This is a genomic window from Lysobacter sp. DMC104 (genome assembly GCF_056313665.1).
Genome location: NZ_JBQUZW010000003.1, coordinates 259996 through 275103 on the forward strand (window position 1 = coordinate 259996; position 15108 = coordinate 275103).

Here is a 15108-nt window from a genome sequence, read left to right on the forward strand (position 1 = left end):
GCGGCCTTGCGGCCGGCGTAGCCTGTCGGGATCGTCCTTCTGCCCGGCCCCGTCCGCATGCCGCTCTGGAAACGCCTCGGCTTCCTGATCGTGTTCGTCGTGCCGGCGCTGATGCCGGGCGCGGCCTGGCTCGGTGCAGTCACCGGCCACCCCGACGCGATGGCATGGTGGCCGCTGGTGTTCCTGTTCGTGCTGGTGCCGCTGGCCGACTACGCGCTGGGCCACGATCCGCGCAATCCCGCCCCGGCCGACGAGACGGCGCTGGAACGCGACCGCGGCTTCGCGGTGATGACCCTCGCCGCCCTGCCGGTGCAGGTCGCGGTGATGCTGTGGTCGGGCCGGCACTTCGTCGAGGCCGGCTTCGGCCCGCTCGGCATCGCCGGCTGGCTGCTGTCGCAGGGCATCGTCGGCGGCGTGCTCGCGATCAACGTTGCCCACGAGCTGATCCATCGCGACACCCGGCTCGAACGCGCCGCGGGCGGACTGCTGCTCACGACCGTCGGCTACCACGGCTTCAAGGTCGAACACGTCCGCGGCCACCACGTGCACGTGTCGACGCCCGCCGACGCGTCCAGCGCACGGTTCCGCGAATCGCTGTGGCATTTCCTGCCGCGCGCGCTGGTACGCAACACCGCCAACGCATGGCGGCTGGAGGCGCAGCGCCTCGCCGCGCGCGGGCTGCCGTGGTGGAGCCCGCGCAACGAACTGCTGGGCTGGAGCGCGCTATGGCTGGGGCTGGGCGCGGGCTTCGCGCTGTGGCTGGGACCGGTCGGGACCGCGTATTTCGTCGCGCAGGGATTCTTCGCCGCGTGCGCGCTGGAGATCATCAATTACATCGAGCACTACGGCCTCGAACGCCGTCAACTGGCCGACGGTCGCTACGAGCGCACGACGCCGCTGCATTCGTGGAACTCGGACTACCTGCTGAGCAACCTGCTGCTGTTCCAGCTGCAGCGCCACTCCGACCACCATGCAGTGCCGCGCCGCCGCTACCAGGTGCTGCGCCACCACGCCGACAGCCCACAACTGCCCGGCGGCTACGCCTCGATGTTCCTGCTGGCGCTGTGCCCGCCGCTGTGGTTCCGGATCATCGACCCGCGGGTCGAGGCCTTCCGCGCCCGCACGGCGCCGTTGCACGCGGCCTGAGCGGGCGGCATCCTCCGCGTCTTTGCGGGGACCCCGATAATGACGCTTCTCCCGAGATGCCTCCGGCGCATGTGCATGCTGCTGTCCGGCATGTTCGTGCTGTGCGGCCTGCTGCCGATCGCCGCGCAGGCCGGCGAACTCGTCCGGCAGACGCTGCCGACGCCACTGGCGCCGGGCAGCAGCGACCACATCACCCTGCCGATGCCCGCAACCCTCGATCCCGACGAAGAGGTCTGGGTGGCCTACCGGATGTACGCCATCTCGGCGAGTTCCGATCCGACGGGCGACATCGTCGTCAGCGGCAGCTTCGACGGCGCGACGACACCGCTCGGCGACATGACGGTGGTGTTCACGCCGTCGCGGATGGAGAAGACCGCGTCGGAGGGCACGATCGGACAGAAGCTCGAAGCCGCCTATGGCAAGCGCAGCGACGCCGAACTCGCCGCGGCGATGGGCCCGGGGCTGTTCGAGGCCTACGCCGCGCTCAACCGCAAGTCCGGCGCGATCCTGACGGACACGGTGCTGAAGACACTGCCCGCGCCCGGCGCGGACCACCCACCGCTGCTGGTGTCGGTCGAGCGCGACAGCGACCAGCATCCGGTCGGTCTGGAAGTGATCGTCGGCCAGGGCGACCTGCCCGCGGACGTGCGGTCGGCGGTCGATCCCCGGCCGGCGTTCCGCATCGGCCGCCTGCTGGTGCTGGGGCTGGTGATCGCGGTGATCGTCGGCATCTGGCTGCGCCTGCGCAACGCCTGACGCGACCGCGCGACGACGTCGAAACGGGTTCATCCACAGCCGCTGTGGACAACCCGTGCACGAAGTTGTGGACGGACCGCTGCAGCCCAGTCACCGTGCGGGCTGCACGCGATTGACGCTTTTTTCGCCACGCCGACGCAGGAAAACGCGTGGCGAAAATTTCGCCGAACCGCTGCAGGCCGCACCACGACAGGCTCGCAGCGCGTTGTGCACAGGGTTCTTCCAAGGGTTGTCCACAGGCGGTGTGCATAACCGACACCGTTCTCGCTCGTTGCGACGACGGCGCATCGGCGGAGCGATTTCCGGCATCGGCATCGACGGCGCGACGATGATGTTCCACGCCATCGCCTCGCGTCCGCGAACGCGTGCTCACGCGCGCATGACGTCACCGCAGGCGTCATCCACAGCCGCTGTGGACAACCCGTGCACGAAGTTGTGGACGGCGCGCTGCAGCCCAGTCACCGTGCGGGCTGCACGCGATTGATGCTTTTTCCGCCACGCCGATGCGACGCAACGCGTGGCGAAAATTTCGCCGGATCGCTGCAGGCCGCGCCACGACAGGCTCGCAGACGGTTGTGCACAGGGTTCTTCCAAGGGTTGTCCACAGCCCGTGTGCATAACCTTTGCCGACCTCATTCGTCGGGCCAGCGGATCGCCGGCGCCGCCGTTTTCGGCTTCGGCATCGGCACCGCGGCGACCGCGTTCCACACCTTCAGCGCGTCGACGGTGGCCGCGACGTCGTGCACGCGCACCAGCGTCGCGCCGCGCTGCACGGCGATGAGATGCGCGGCGACGGAGCCGTGCACGCGCTCGGCCGGCACGTCGCGACCGGTCAGCTCGCCGATGGTGCGCTTGCGCGAGAGACCCGCCAGCACCGGCACGCCGAGGTCGGCGAAGCGCTCGAAGCGCGCCAGCAGCGCCAGGTTGTGCGCCGAGGTCTTGCCGAAGCCGAAGCCGGGGTCGACGACGATGCGCTTCTTGTCGATGCCGGCCATCTCCGCCGAGAAGATGCGCTCGGCGAGGAAGCGGTGGACGTCGGCGACCACGTCGTCGTAGTCCGGCGCGTCCTGCATCGCGCGCGGCTCGCCCTGCATGTGCATCAGCACCACCGGCACGCGCAGCGACGCCGCCGCGTCCAGCGCGCCCTCGCGGCGCAGCGCGTACACGTCGTTGATCATCCCGGCACCGGCGGCGACCGCGGCGCGCATCACCTCCGGCTTCGAGGTGTCGATGCTGATCGGCAGCGGCGTCGCCTGTGCGAGACGTTCGATCACGGGGATGACCCGCGCCAGTTCCTCGTCGACGGAGACCTCGGCCGCGCCCGGGCGGGTGGATTCGCCGCCGATGTCGAGCACGTCGGCGCCCTCTTCCGCCAGCCGCAGCGCGTGCGCGACGGCGGCATCGACGGTGGCGTGCGCGCCACCGTCGGAAAAGGAATCGGGGGTGACGTTGACGATGCCCATGACCCGCGGGCGATCGAGGACGAGGACTCTGCCGGCGCAATCGAGCCGGGGGGCGATGTCGAACATGGGCAGCGGACACGAAAAAGGCCAGAGCGGACTCTGGCCTTTCGCGGGAACACTGGCAAGCGGGAAACGGACGCGGTCAGGTCGTCGCGGCGGGACCGCCGATCGCGGGGGCCTGCGGCCGCGGCAGGCTGTCGTCCTTGTCCTTGTCGCCCTTGCCGTTGCCCACCGGCGGACGCGGCGGACGGCCTTCCATGATGTCCTTCACCTGGTCGGCGTCGATGGTTTCCCATTCCAGCAGCGCCTTGGTCATCGCCTCGACCACGTCGCGCTTCTGCTCGAGGATGCTGCGCGCCACGCCGTACTGCTCGTCGAGGATGCGGCGGATCTCGGCATCGACCTTCTGCTGCGTGGCCTCGGAAATGGTCTTGTTCTGGATGCCGTAGCCGGACTCGGCGTCGGCGTAGACCATCGTGCCCAGCGCGTCGGACATGCCGTAGCGGGTGACCATGCCGCGCGCCAGCTTGGTCGCGCGCTCGAAGTCGTTGGAGGCGCCGGTCGACATCTCGCCCATGAAGATTTCCTCGGCGATGCGGCCGCCGAACAGGATCGCGATCTCCTCGAGCATCTTGTCGCGGTAGCCGCTGATCCGGTCGTGCTCGGGCAGCTGCCAGGTCAGGCCCAGCGCCCAGCCGCGCGGCATGATCGTGACCTTGTGCACCGGGTCGGCCTTCGGCAGCGACATCGCCACCACCGCGTGGCCGGACTCGTGGTACGCGGTGTTGCGGCGCTCCTCGTCGCGCATGACCATGCTGCGGCGCTCGGGACCCATGAAGATCTTGTCCTTCGCGTCCTCGAAGTCCTGCATGTCGACTTCGCGCTTGTTGCGGCGCGCGGCGAACAGCGCGGCCTCGTTGACGAGGTTGGCGAGGTCGGCGCCGGAGAAGCCCGGGGTGCCCCGCGCCAGCACGTCGGGGCGCACGTTGTCGCTCAGCGGGACCTTGCGCATGTGCACGCGCAGGATCTGCTCGCGGCCCTTGATGTCGGGCAGGCCCACCATGACCTGGCGGTCGAAGCGACCCGGGCGCAGCAGCGCCTTGTCGAGCACGTCGGGGCGGTTGGTCGCGGCGATCACGATCACGCCCTCGCCGCCCTCGAAGCCGTCCATCTCGACCAGCATCTGGTTGAGGGTCTGCTCGCGCTCGTCGTGGCCGCCGCCCATGCCGGAACCGCGGTGGCGGCCGACGGCGTCGATTTCGTCGATGAAGATGATGCAGGGCGCGTGCTTCTTCGCCTGCTCGAACATGTCGCGCACGCGGCTGGCGCCGACGCCGACGAACATCTCGACGAAGTCCGAACCGGAGATGCTGAAGAACGGCACGCGCGCCTCGCCGGCGATCGCCTTGGCGAGCAGCGTCTTGCCGGTGCCCGGCGGGCCGACCATCAGCACGCCGCGCGGGATCTTGCCGCCGAGCTTCTGGAACTTGCCGGGGTCGCGCAGGAACTCGACCAGTTCGGCGACTTCTTCCTTCGCCTCGTCGCAACCGGCGACGTCGGCGAAGGTGGCCTTGGTCTGGTCCTCGTTGAGCAGCTTGGCGCGCGAGCGGCCGAAGGACATCGCGCCCTTGGTGCCGCCCTGCTGCATCTGGCGCAGGAAGTAGAAGAACAGGCCCACCAGCAGCGCGATCGGCAGCAGGTTCAGCAGCAGGCCGAGGAAGATGTTGCGACCCGACGACGGCGGGTTCTGCACGATCTGGACCTTGTGCTTGATCAGATCGTTGACCATGTCCCGGTCGCCCGGGCTGTAGGTGTAGAACTTGGAGCCGTCCTTGCGTTCGCCGCGGATGGTCATCCCGTCTTCCTGGATTTCCACCTTGGTGACGCGGTCGCTGCGGACCTGATCGACGAACTGGTCGTAGGTCAGGGGCTTGTCGGCCACGCCGAGCCCGGCGCCGTTGCCGAACAGGTTGAACACCGCCATCAGCACGATGGCGACGATCACCCACAACATCAGATTCCTGCCCAAGTTGTTCATCCCGTCGCTCGTCCCGCAGGACTTTTCAGAAGAATCGTTTCGAAGGACTTCAGCGGGGCGCCCCGGGGCGTCGGCCCTGTGCCAGGGCATAGACCTCGGTCGAGCGCCGGCGCGAAGCCGCCGGTTTGCGGATCACGACACGGTCGTAGCGGGCGCGCAAGTCCCGGACGTACGCATCGAACCCCACCCCCTGGAACAGCTTGATCAGGAAGGTGCCGCCGGGCCGGAGGTGACGGTCGGCGAAATCCATCGCCAGTTCCGCCAGATGCATGGCCCGCGGCAGGTCCACCGCATCCACTCCGCTCATATTGGGCGCCATGTCGGAGAGCACAAGGTCCACGGGCTGTCCGTTCAGCAAGTCTTCCAGACGGGCCAGGACCGCATCCTCGCGGAAGTCGCCGTGGATGAACTCGACGCCGGCGAGCGAAGGCATCTCGAGGATGTCCAGCGCCACCACCCGGCCGCTGTCGCCCAGCGCCTGGCGGACCCACTGCGACCAGCCGCCCGGGGCGGCGCCGAGATCGACCACCACCATGCCCGGCTTGAGCAGGCGGTCGCGCTCGACCAGCTCCTCCAGCTTGTAGGCCGCCCGCGAGCGCATGCCCTCCGCCTGCGCCTTCTTGACGTAGGGATCGGAGAAATGCTCCCTGAGCCAGCGGTGGCTGCTCTTGCTGCGGGTCATGCGGGGCGCTCGGAAGGGGGACGGACGGGGCGCCGGTCCGGCGGGGCCGGCCTGCGGGCCATGATACCCTGCCCGCCGTTCCCATCTTCCCTTTCGCGCATGCCCAGTCCGTTGACCAACGCCCAGATCCGTTTCCTCCGTGGCCAGGCCCACGGCCTGAAAGCCATCCTCCAGCTGGGGGCCAAGGGGCTGACGGACGCGGTGGCGGCGGAGGTCGATCTGGCGCTGGAGCACCACGAACTGATCAAGGTGAAGGTCGCCGCCGAGGACCGCGACGCCCGCGACGCGATGATCGCCGAGCTGGCCGGCCGCACCGCCGCGACCCTCGTGCAGCGCATCGGCAACGTCGCCGTGCTGTACCGCCAGAGCAAGGACCACCGGCAGATCGTGCTGCCGCGGGCGTGACCATCCCGGTTCGCTGGATCGCCCCATGCTCCTCCACCTCGAACAACCCGACCACGCCTACGTCCTGCGCGGTGCCGACGGCGCCTCGGCGCTGGTCAACGACCGTCGCCTGACCGCGAGCTTCGTGCTGTCGCCCGACACGCTGGTCGAGGACTGGCCGGTGCGCGATGCCGCGGCGCTGACGCCCGCCGACCTCGAACCGCTGTTCGCGCTGGCACCGGAAGTCGTGCTGCTGGGCAGCGGTGGCCGCCAGACCTTCCCGCCGGCGGCGACGCTGGCCGCCTGCCTGTCGCGCGGCATCGGCCTGGAAACCATGACGAACGCGGCCGCCGCGCGCACGTTCAACGTGCTGGCAGGCGAAGGCCGGCGCGTGGTCGCCGGTTTCGTGCTGGCGGGCTGAGGCGGATGCGCAGCGCGCGCACGCCCCGGCCGACGATCGCCACGCACTCGATCGCAGCGGCTTCGATCGCCACCACGCTGTTGCTCGCGGCCCTGCTGGTCGCCCTCGCCGGCTGCGCCCTGCTGCCGCTCTCGCCGGCGAAGCGCTACGCGCGCTGGCTCGACGCCGGCCACCGCACCGAAGCCGAGCAGTACGCCGCGCGACTGCAGGCCGAAGGCGTGGACGGCGTGGTCCCCGCACCGGCGCTCGCACGTACGGCGCGCAAGTGGCGGGCCTGCCGCCGCGATGAATTCGGGGTGCCGCCCGATGCCTTGCAGGCGAACATGCCGCCGACGCTGCGGCTGATCGCGCAATTGCGCGATCTCGGCATCCTCGACACCTCGCTGGCGCGTTCGGCGTACCGCGATCCCGAGCTCAACGCCTGCGCGGGCGGCAGCCCCGGCAGCAAGCACCTGCAGAACCAGGCGATCGACTTCGACCTGCCCGATCGCCCGGACAACGTCGCGCGGCTGTGCGCGTTCTGGCGCGAGCACGGCGAGGCCGCGAACATGGGCCTCGGCTTCTACACGCCCACCGCGATCCACATCGACACCGCCGGCTACCGCACCTGGGGCCAGGACTTCCATCGCGGCACGTCGCTGTGCCTCGCACGCTGACCGCACGAGCGGGGGACACGGCCGGAGTTCCGCATCCCCCGCCCGCACGGGGCGTACCGGATCAGGAGTCCCGCATCAGAACTTCACGTTGATGGCCGCGTGGAGCGAACGCCCCGCGCCTGGCACGGCCGTGCCCCACTGCGGATAGTTCGGCACCGGCGGATTCATCGACATCGTCGTGCCCTGGCCGAGATACGCACCGCCCGTCGGCAGCGCATAGAAGCGGTCGAACACGTTGTCCACGCCCACGTCCAGCCGCACGCGCTCCCACGCACGGCCCACGCGCAGATTGACCAGGCCGTAGCCGGCGGTCTGCACTTCGTTGCGCACGCGCGAGACGCTGTCCTTGTCCTCCACGCCGACCACTTCGAGGGCGTTGTCCCAGCCGCCGATGCGCTGGGTGAGCGCCAGCGTCGCGTTCAAGGGCATGCGGTTGTAGAGGCCGTCGCCGGTGCGGGTGTTCTCGCCGTCGGACCATGCCAGCGTGCCTTCCAGGCCGAATGTGCCGAAGCCGGTCTCGGCCAGCCGCACCTTGCCCGAGACGTCCACGCCGTAGAGCCGCGCGCTCTGGTTCGCGTACTTCAGCACCGTGAACGCGTTGCGCACCGGCACCGCGCGCGGCGCGTTGGCGGCGGCGTCCCACTGCACGGCGTCGATGTAGTCGGCGATCTGCGTGCGGTACGGCGTGAATTGCAGTTCCCAGCGACGATCCGGCGCATGCAGGTCGAAGGTCGTCGACACCGTCACCGCGCGTTCCGGGCGCAGCGCGAGGTTGCCGATGTAACCGTTGCCGTCGCCGACGAAGTTGTTCATCACTGCCGCCATCGACCACGTCGACCACGGATAGACCTCGTACAGCCCGGGCGCACGCACCTTGCGCGCGATGCCGAAGGCGATGTCGGTACGTTCGCTCGCGGCGAAGCGGAAGATCGCGCTGGCGTCCCAGTGGCCGTCGCGGCGCGAACGGTCGGCGGTGTTGAACAGGCCGGCGTCGCGCATCTGGTACGAGCCCATCATGTTGCTGGTCGGCGCATAGCCTTCCACCAGGCCGGCGTCCATCCGCACCTGCTCGTAGCGGGCGCCGAGTTCGGCGGTCCAGCGCGCGTCGAAGTGATGCGCCCACTCGACGTAGGCCGCGGTGCGATCGCGTTCGCCGTCGCGGATGTTCCGGAACGTGCCCGGCGCCATCATCCCGCCGGACGGCGGCCACCAATCGTCGAGCCGGTACGCGCGGTGTTCGAGACCCGCGCGCAGGCGATCGTCGCCGTGCAGCGCGATGTCGGCGTCGAGCGACAGCGCAGTGGTGTCGCTCTCGGTGTCCATCGGCATGCCGATGGCGCAGGTCGCACCGATCGGCGCGCACGGCACGCCCGCGCCGTCGGGCGGGTTGCTGCCGCCGGAAGCGGACCCGTACCAGTAGCGCTTGTCCGCGCCGAAATCCATCTCGTGATCGAGCGTCTCGCGGTAGACGCGGGCTTCCAGCCGCCCCCAGTCGAACTGGCCGAGGTAGCGCAGGTTGGCGCTGCGCTGCCGGTTGTCGGTGAGGTCCATGCGCTGGTTGGGGAAACCCTGCATCGGCATCTGCTGCCAGCCGAACTTCGCTTCGACGAGGTGATCGCCCCACGCGTAGGCAAGGTCGAGCGCCTGGTTGTGCGACACGAACGCGCTGGAACCGACCACGTCGCGACCCAGCGTGTGCCCGGCGCGACCGGTGAAGGTGTAGGTCTTGAAGTCGTCGCCGGCGCGGTAGTCGTCGGCGCGCGCGGTCGATCCGGTATAGCGCGCGCTGAAGTGCTCGGTGGCGAGCGCGGCGGCGACGTGCGCGCCGTGCGCGTCGCCGTTGCTGCGGTAATAGGCGCCGAATTCGCCGGAGAACACCGTGCCCTCGCCCGCCGCGGCGAACGTCGGCGGCGTGCGCTCGACGACGATGCTGCCGCCGATCGAATCGCCGCCCTGCGACACCGGCGTGATGCCCGGATAGACGACGATGCTGGCGACGTCGCCCGGCGGCACGTACGACAGCGCCGGATTCATGTGGTTGGGACAGGAGGCGGTGATGTCGGCGCCGTCGACGCGGATGCGCAGGCGGTCGTCGGCGAGGCCGCGGATCGACGGCAGGCCGGACACGCCGCCGGCGGCGTTGACGGTGACGCCCGGCTGGCCGTCGAGCAGCGCGGCGGCATCGCTGGCGGCGGCGCCGCGCGCGCGCAGCGCCTGCGCGTCGACGCGGCGGGCCGGGGCGATGTCGGCGCGGTCGCTTTCGACGATCACCTTCGGCAGGGTGACGACGCCGTCGCCGGCATCGGGGAGCACCGGCTCGGCGGAGAAGGCACGGAACGGCAGCACGGCGAGGATCGCGGCCGCGAGCGGCGCGACCGGGAAGGACACGAGGGAACGCATGGGGAACTCCGGAAAGGGGGACTGCGGCCGTGCGCGCGGAGCGTCACGGCGCATGCGCACCCGCCGCACGGACGCGCGGGGGAGGCAGGACACGAAAGGAAGACGCAGCGCGCGGTCGGCGCGACGCGGGATCGATCAGGCGGCGAAGCGCGCCGGCGGGCCGCGCGGGCCCTGGCCGATCGGATGGCGATCGACCGCACGCGGCACGAGGCGCGGCGCGAATACCGTCGCCATCGGCGGCAACGGCGGAAGCATCGGCGACGCGACGGCGGGCAGGCCGGTCGTCGCCAGCAACGGGCAGTAGGCGCAGTCGTCGCCGGTCGCGGGCGCCGGCGAAGGCGCGTCCGGCGAAGGCGCGGGATCCACGATCGCCGGATCGACGATGGACGGACGCAGCACCAGTCCCTGCGCGGTGCAGAAGGCCTGCATCGCGGTCGCCGAGATGTCGGCATCGAATGCCCGATGCAGCCGCCCGGCCGCCGGCAGCAGCGCAAGCAGCAGGCTCGCCGTGAAGGCGAGCGACCACAGCAGCGGGCGCGGGCGACGGAGCGGGCTCATCGCGGGCGATGATCCTGAATTCCGGGCGACCGCGATCCGATCCGGATCAAATCCACGCCCCGCCCGCTCATGGCGACGTCGGCGGCGGAAGCGGTTCGGACAGCGCGCGGAACAGCCGCAGCGCCGCGGGATGGAACACCGTGCCATGGGTTTCGTCCGGCAGCGGCAGGTAGCGCCACGCCAGGCCCTTCGGCGCCTCGTCGTGCAGGATCGACGGCAGCCACACCGTCAGCGAGGCGATCGTCGGTTCGCCGCTGGCGGCGACGAACACCCGCCCGCGCAGGTCGGGATGCGCCTTGAGGAACGTGCGCAGGCCCTTGAGCAGCGCCTTGTCGTTCCACCACAGCGCGGGATCGATCGCGATCCAGTCGTCGAACAGCGCCGGCTCGGCGACCAGCGTGTCGAGCACGAACAACCCGGCCAGCGATTCGCCGACGAGCGCGCTCTCGCCGTCGACGCGGTAGCGGCGCGCGATCTCCGGCTTCAGTTCGTCGCGCAGGAAGGCGCGGAACGGCACCGCACCGCCGACGACGGGCGCGATCGCGCGGTCCTCGGCGACGTCGGTCGCCGGCGTCATGTCGCGCCGGCGCTGGGTATTCTCGATGCCGACCAGCAGGAACGGCCGCATCGTGCCGTTGGCGATCGACACCTGCATCAGCCCGGCGACATGCAGGAAATCCTCGCCGAGGCCGCCGTCGAGCAGGTACAGCACCGGCAGCGGCGCGTCGGGCTTCGCGGCACCAGGCTCCGCAACTGCCGCCGGCGGGCGCCAGACGTTGATGCGCCGGGTCTCGCCCAACGCCTTCGAATCGAGCGTGAAGGTGTCGCCGATCGCCAGCGGCTGCGCGACGGGCGCGCGTTGCGCCGCACGTGCGGGCGACCACCCGCACACCAATAACATCAGCGCGGCGATGGCGAAGAGACGTGCTTTCATCGCTTCGGCAGCGCCTGCAAGGGATCCTGCGGCTTGCCGTTGTAGCGGATCTCGAAATGGAGCATGTCGCGCGAGGCGCCGCTGTGGCCCATCTCGGCGATCTGTTCGCCGGCCTTCACGCGCTGGCCTTCGTTGACCAGCCGCGCGCGGTTGTGACCGTAGGCCGAGAGCCACTGCTCGTCGTGCTTGACGATGATCAGCTCGCCGTAGCCGACCAGGCCGGCGCCCGAGTACACGACCACGCCATCCGCGGCGGCGCGCACCGGCGCCCCCGCACGCCCGCCGATGTCGATGCCCTGCCGGGTGGGATCGCCGGCGGCGAAGGTGCCGACCAGCGCGCCGTCGGCCGGCCAGCGCCAGGCGAAAGCGGCATTCGCGACCGGCGGCGGCGCGGGAGGCTTGGGGGTCGAAGGTGTCGGCGTGGTCGGTTTGGGAGACGTCGACGGCGACGGCGATGGCTGACGCCCGGTGGAAGGCGGCGTCGGCGCGGACGGATTCGGTCGCGGCGGACGCGTCGTGGCGACCGGCGGCGGCGCGCGATCGGGCGGCGGCGTCAACCGCAGGCGTTCGCCGGGATGGATGGTGTACGGCGGCGGGATGCGGTTCCACATCGCCAGGTCCAGCGGACTGATGCCGTGGCGGGTGGCGATGCGGTAGACGGTCTCGCCAGGGCGCACGACCGCGGTCGCGCCGGGTCTCGGCGGCGCCGGGCGCACGACGCGCGGCTCGTGCCGCGACGGAGTGCGGACGACGGTGCTGTGCCCGCAGGCCGCCAGCGCCGAGAAGGCGAGCAGCGCGGCGAGGCAACGGGACGACGATCGCAACGGCATGGCAGGACGCGGGTTCATGCGGCCCATCCACGGTAAGCGAAATACCCGACCACGCCCAACAGCAGGACCGAGATCGCCCAGCCCACCGGTTCGATCCAGCGATGCAGCGCGCGTTCGGCGCGTTCGCCGCCGATGCGGATCGCCAGCGCCACCGGATACACGCGATGGCCGCGACCCACGACCATGCTGGTCAGGAACGGCAGCCACGGGATGCCGACGATGCCCGACGCCCAGGTCACGATCTTCAGCGGCAGCGCGAAGCCGACCAGCGCCAGCAGCCAGAACGCCTTCCACGGCGATTCGGCGGCGATCCCGCGCAGCTTGAGCACGCCCTGGTCGATGGTCTCGGCCCAGCCGATGGCATCGAACAGCGGGCGCACGACTTCGTAGGCGTAATGGCCCAGCAGGTAGCCCAGCACCGCGCCGACCAGCGAGCCCATCAGGCTCAGCGTGGCGAACCGCATCGCGTGCTGCGGCTGCGCCAGCGACATCGGCGCCAGCATCACTTCCGGCGGCACCGGGAAGATGATCGCCTCGACGAAGCTCAGGCCGACGAGGAACGACGGCGCACGCGGATCGCGCGACCAGCCGATGGCGCGCCGGTACAGCGGACCGAACAGCTTCATGCGTCCACCGTCCCGGACAACAGCGGCACGAACACCACTGACGCAAGATCGGTACGCGAGACGCTGCCGTCGGCGTTGCGGCGCAGCTTCACCAGCGACTGCGCGCCCGCGCCGCCGACCGGCGCCACCAGCACGCCACCGGGCGCGAGTTGTTCGATGAGCGCGTCGACCAGCGCCGGCGCGGCCGCGGTGACGAGGATGGCGTCGTACGGCGCGTGCTCCGGCCAGCCGATGCGGCCGTCGTCGTGCTTGCTGCGCAGTTCCAGACCGAGGCTGCGGAAACGCTTGCGCGCGGTGCGCAGCAGGTCGCCGATGCGCTCGACCGTGAACACCTCCAGCCCCAGCGCGCCCAGTACCGCCGCCTGGTAGCCGGAGCCGGTGCCGACTTCCAGCACCCGCTTCGGCGGGAACGCGGCGCGCGGCGCGGCAGGATCGACCGGCGTGTCGGTGGCGTCGGCCGACGGCTCGGCCTCGAACAGCGCCTCGGTCATGCGCGCGACGACCCACGGCTGCGAGATCGTCTGGCCGTGGCCGATCGGCAGCGCGTTGTCCTCGTAGGCGCGGCCGGCGAGAGCTTCGTCCACGAACAGGTGGCGCGGCACGGTGCGGATCGCGTTGAGCACGCGTTCGTCGCGGATGTGCTGCTCGCGCAGGCGCTCGATCAGGCGATCGCGCACGCGCTGCGAGGTCATGCCCACGCCCACCGCCTCCGGCTGCAGCCGGATCCGCGCCATCATGCGGCGCCCTCCCCGATGCCCGCGTCGCGCAGGCCTGCGGCAAGGCCGCCGACCCAGCTGGCGACCTGCTCCAGCGCCTGGTAGCGCGTCAGGTCGACGTGGATCGGGGTGATGGAGATGTGGCCGCTGCGCACGGCATGGAAATCGGTGCCCGGGCCGGCGTCCTGCTCGGGACCGGCGGCGCCGATCCACCACCAGGTGCGGCCGCGCGGGTCTTCCTGTTCAGTGCAAGGCTCGGCGCGGTGGCGGTTGCCGAGGCGCGTGACCTCGAAGCCGCGGATCTCGTCCCACGGCAGGTCGGGCACGTTGACGTTCAGGATGGTGTCCGCCGGCAGCGGATCGGCGCGCAGGCGGGCGACGATCTCCACCGCGGCGCGCGCGGCGGTCGCGTAGTGCGCGCCCTTGTGGTCGGCGGTGACCAGCGACAGCGCCACCGCGGGCAGGCCGAGGAAGCGGCCTTCCATCGCCGCGGCGACGGTGCCCGAGTAGATGACGTCGTCGCCGAGGTTCGCGGTGTTGTTGATGCCGGAGACGACGATGTCCGGCTCGCGCTCCAGCATGCCGGTGATCGCGACATGGACGCAGTCGGTGGGCGTGCCGTGCACCCGCCAGGTGGTTTCGTCCTGGCGGATCACGCGGATGGGCATGTCGAGGGTGAGCGAATTGCTGGCGCCGGAGCGGTCGCGGTCGGGCGCGACCACCAGCACCTCGTGCCCCGCGGCGCGCAGGCCCTCGGCGAGGGCGCGGATGCCGGGGGCGTCGACGCCGTCGTCGTTGCTGACCAGGATGCGCATGGGGAGTGTCGTCGCCTTCGGGAATCGAGCCTCGACATGATACCGGATGCGTCGCGCGGGCTCCGGCATGCGAGATCGACGCCATCGCCTGCTACCCTCCCCGCCGATGAGCCCGCGCAAGCCCCCGCCCGCCCCGCCGCCGGACGACGACGAAGACGACGCCGCGCTGTTCCGCGCCGCGATCGGGCCCGTGCGCGAGCTGCCCGCGCTGCCGGCCGTGCCGGAGAAGCCGAAGCCGCGGCCCGCGGCGCGGATGCGCGAACGCGACGAGGACGCGGCCCGCGACGAGTTCCGGCTGGCGCTGGACGAGATGCCGCTGCTGGCCGGCGACCCGCTGCGCTACCGTCGCGACGAGGTGCCGCCGCGGGTGCTGCAGCGGCTGTCGCGCGGCCAGTATTCGGCGCAGGACGAGATCGACCTGCACCTGGCCGATCTCGCCACCGCCGAGACGCTGCTGCGGCGCTTCCTGCGCGAGGCCGTCGACGCCGGACTCGGCTGCGTGCGCGTGATCCACGGCAAGGGCCTGAATTCGCCCGACGGCGTGCCGCTGCTGAAGAACCTCGTCGACCGCCTGCTGCGCCAGCGCGCCGACGTGCTGGCATTCCACTCCGCGCCGGCCGCGCAGGGCGGCACCGGCGCGGTGCTGGTGCTGCTGGCCTCGCGACGCTGACGGTGCGCAGGGC

At 70.9% G+C, this 15108-nt stretch carries 16 protein-coding genes; 6 read left to right on the top strand and 10 right to left on the bottom strand.

The genetic code is table 11. The annotated features are described in order from the left end of the window. The first annotated feature begins 57 nt into the window (after nt 1-57). A complete protein-coding gene (locus ACT53R_RS06120; RefSeq protein WP_476170957.1) occupies nt 58-1146 on the top strand; it encodes an alkane 1-monooxygenase in 1089 nt (362 codons plus the stop codon). A 75-nt stretch (nt 1147-1221) separates the two neighbouring features. Beyond that, a complete protein-coding gene (locus ACT53R_RS06125) occupies nt 1222-1902 on the top strand; it encodes a hypothetical protein (RefSeq protein WP_476170958.1) in 681 nt (226 codons plus the stop codon). Nucleotides 1903-2534: 632 nt separating this feature from the next. On the opposite strand, the gene folP is transcribed toward ACT53R_RS06125, so the two are convergent. The 3 genes from folP to rlmE form a co-directional block, all read right to left on the bottom strand. Continuing rightward, complete coding sequence (gene folP, locus ACT53R_RS06130; protein WP_476170959.1) at nt 2535-3431, bottom strand: dihydropteroate synthase; 897 nt, start codon at nt 3429-3431, stop codon at nt 2535-2537. Between the two features lie 76 nt (nt 3432-3507). Beyond that, complete coding sequence (ftsH, locus tag ACT53R_RS06135) at nt 3508-5403, bottom strand: ATP-dependent zinc metalloprotease FtsH (protein WP_476170960.1); 1896 nt, start codon at nt 5401-5403, stop codon at nt 3508-3510. 49 nt (nt 5404-5452) lie between these two features. Next, on the bottom strand, nt 5453-6085 hold the full coding sequence (rlmE, locus tag ACT53R_RS06140) for a 23S rRNA (uridine(2552)-2'-O)-methyltransferase RlmE (protein ID WP_476170961.1): 633 nt from the start codon (nt 6083-6085) through the stop codon (nt 5453-5455). Nucleotides 6086-6184: 99 nt separating this feature from the next. Here rlmE and yhbY point away from each other — a divergent pair, with 99 nt between their 5' ends. From yhbY to ACT53R_RS06155, 3 genes are read left to right on the top strand one after another with little or no spacing between them, the layout of a single operon-like run. After that, a complete protein-coding gene (gene yhbY / locus ACT53R_RS06145) occupies nt 6185-6490 on the top strand; it encodes a ribosome assembly RNA-binding protein YhbY (RefSeq protein WP_476170962.1) in 306 nt (101 codons plus the stop codon). A gap of 25 nt (nt 6491-6515) precedes the next feature. Next, the gene (locus ACT53R_RS06150) at nt 6516-6890 is read left to right on the top strand and encodes an Mth938-like domain-containing protein (protein WP_476170963.1); all 375 of its coding nucleotides are present in this window, start codon (nt 6516-6518) and stop codon (nt 6888-6890) included. 5 nt (nt 6891-6895) lie between these two features. After that, nucleotides 6896-7546 (top strand): D-Ala-D-Ala carboxypeptidase family metallohydrolase, encoded by a 651-nt coding sequence (locus tag ACT53R_RS06155; protein ID WP_476170964.1) that lies wholly within the window; start codon nt 6896-6898, stop codon nt 7544-7546. 75 nt (nt 7547-7621) lie between these two features. On the opposite strand, the gene ACT53R_RS06160 is transcribed toward ACT53R_RS06155, so the two are convergent. The 7 genes from ACT53R_RS06160 to surE all read right to left on the bottom strand — a co-directional run bounded on the left by ACT53R_RS06160 (nt 7622) and on the right by surE (nt 14425). Next, nucleotides 7622-9946 carry a TonB-dependent receptor gene (locus ACT53R_RS06160; protein WP_476170965.1) on the bottom strand — a complete coding sequence of 775 codons (2325 nt, stop codon included), beginning with the start codon at nt 9944-9946 and terminating at the stop codon, nt 7622-7624. 135 nt (nt 9947-10081) lie between these two features. After that, entirely contained in the window at nt 10082-10504 is a 423-nt protein-coding gene (locus tag ACT53R_RS06165; protein WP_476170966.1) for a DUF2946 family protein, read from the bottom strand. Between the two features lie 67 nt (nt 10505-10571). Continuing rightward, entirely contained in the window at nt 10572-11438 is an 867-nt protein-coding gene (locus tag ACT53R_RS06170) for an alpha/beta hydrolase (protein WP_476170967.1), read from the bottom strand. Then, nucleotides 11435-12286, bottom strand: a complete 852-nt coding sequence (locus ACT53R_RS06175) for a peptidoglycan DD-metalloendopeptidase family protein (protein ID WP_476170968.1) — start codon at nt 12284-12286, stop codon at nt 11435-11437. Before ACT53R_RS06175 ends, ACT53R_RS06170 begins: the two co-directional genes overlap by 4 nt. Further along, nucleotides 12283-12894: a YqaA family protein gene (locus ACT53R_RS06180; protein ID WP_476170969.1), complete on the bottom strand. Its 612-nt coding sequence runs from the start codon at nt 12892-12894 to the stop codon at nt 12283-12285. The genes ACT53R_RS06175 and ACT53R_RS06180 overlap by 4 nt, the downstream gene beginning before the upstream one ends. Then, a complete protein-coding gene (locus ACT53R_RS06185; RefSeq protein ID WP_476170970.1) occupies nt 12891-13631 on the bottom strand; it encodes a protein-L-isoaspartate O-methyltransferase family protein in 741 nt (246 codons plus the stop codon). Before ACT53R_RS06185 ends, ACT53R_RS06180 begins: the two co-directional genes overlap by 4 nt. Beyond that, nucleotides 13628-14425 carry a 5'/3'-nucleotidase SurE gene (gene surE, locus ACT53R_RS06190; RefSeq protein WP_476170971.1) on the bottom strand — a complete coding sequence of 266 codons (798 nt, stop codon included), beginning with the start codon at nt 14423-14425 and terminating at the stop codon, nt 13628-13630. Before surE ends, ACT53R_RS06185 begins: the two co-directional genes overlap by 4 nt. Nucleotides 14426-14531: 106 nt before the next feature. Here surE and ACT53R_RS06195 point away from each other — a divergent pair, with 106 nt between their 5' ends. Continuing rightward, a complete protein-coding gene (locus ACT53R_RS06195; RefSeq protein WP_476170972.1) occupies nt 14532-15095 on the top strand; it encodes a Smr/MutS family protein in 564 nt (187 codons plus the stop codon). Nucleotides 15096-15108: the final 13 nt, after the last annotated feature.

Excerpts from the sequence above, each read along its gene's own strand:
- ACT53R_RS06175 (WP_476170968.1), bottom strand. The coding sequence starts at position 12,286 with ATGAACCCGCGTCCTGCCATGCCGTTGCGATCGTCGTCCCGTTGCCTC.
- folP (WP_476170959.1), bottom strand. The coding sequence starts at position 3,431 with ATGTTCGACATCGCCCCCCGGCTCGATTGCGCCGGCAGAGTCCTCGTC.
- ACT53R_RS06155 (WP_476170964.1), top strand. The coding sequence starts at position 6,896 with ATGCGCAGCGCGCGCACGCCCCGGCCGACGATCGCCACGCACTCGATC.
- ACT53R_RS06185 (WP_476170970.1), bottom strand. The coding sequence starts at position 13,631 with ATGATGGCGCGGATCCGGCTGCAGCCGGAGGCGGTGGGCGTGGGCATG.
- ACT53R_RS06120 (WP_476170957.1), top strand. The coding sequence starts at position 58 with ATGCCGCTCTGGAAACGCCTCGGCTTCCTGATCGTGTTCGTCGTGCCG.
- ACT53R_RS06150 (WP_476170963.1), top strand. The coding sequence starts at position 6,516 with ATGCTCCTCCACCTCGAACAACCCGACCACGCCTACGTCCTGCGCGGT.
- ACT53R_RS06195 (WP_476170972.1), top strand. The coding sequence starts at position 14,532 with ATGAGCCCGCGCAAGCCCCCGCCCGCCCCGCCGCCGGACGACGACGAA.
- ACT53R_RS06180 (WP_476170969.1), bottom strand. The coding sequence starts at position 12,894 with ATGAAGCTGTTCGGTCCGCTGTACCGGCGCGCCATCGGCTGGTCGCGC.
- ACT53R_RS06125 (WP_476170958.1), top strand. The coding sequence starts at position 1,222 with ATGCTGCTGTCCGGCATGTTCGTGCTGTGCGGCCTGCTGCCGATCGCC.
- ftsH (WP_476170960.1), bottom strand. The coding sequence starts at position 5,403 with ATGAACAACTTGGGCAGGAATCTGATGTTGTGGGTGATCGTCGCCATC.
- ACT53R_RS06160 (WP_476170965.1), bottom strand. The coding sequence starts at position 9,946 with ATGCGTTCCCTCGTGTCCTTCCCGGTCGCGCCGCTCGCGGCCGCGATC.
- ACT53R_RS06170 (WP_476170967.1), bottom strand. The coding sequence starts at position 11,438 with ATGAAAGCACGTCTCTTCGCCATCGCCGCGCTGATGTTATTGGTGTGC.
- ACT53R_RS06165 (WP_476170966.1), bottom strand. The coding sequence starts at position 10,504 with ATGAGCCCGCTCCGTCGCCCGCGCCCGCTGCTGTGGTCGCTCGCCTTC.
- rlmE (WP_476170961.1), bottom strand. The coding sequence starts at position 6,085 with ATGACCCGCAGCAAGAGCAGCCACCGCTGGCTCAGGGAGCATTTCTCC.
- surE (WP_476170971.1), bottom strand. The coding sequence starts at position 14,425 with ATGCGCATCCTGGTCAGCAACGACGACGGCGTCGACGCCCCCGGCATC.
- yhbY (WP_476170962.1), top strand. The coding sequence starts at position 6,185 with ATGCCCAGTCCGTTGACCAACGCCCAGATCCGTTTCCTCCGTGGCCAG.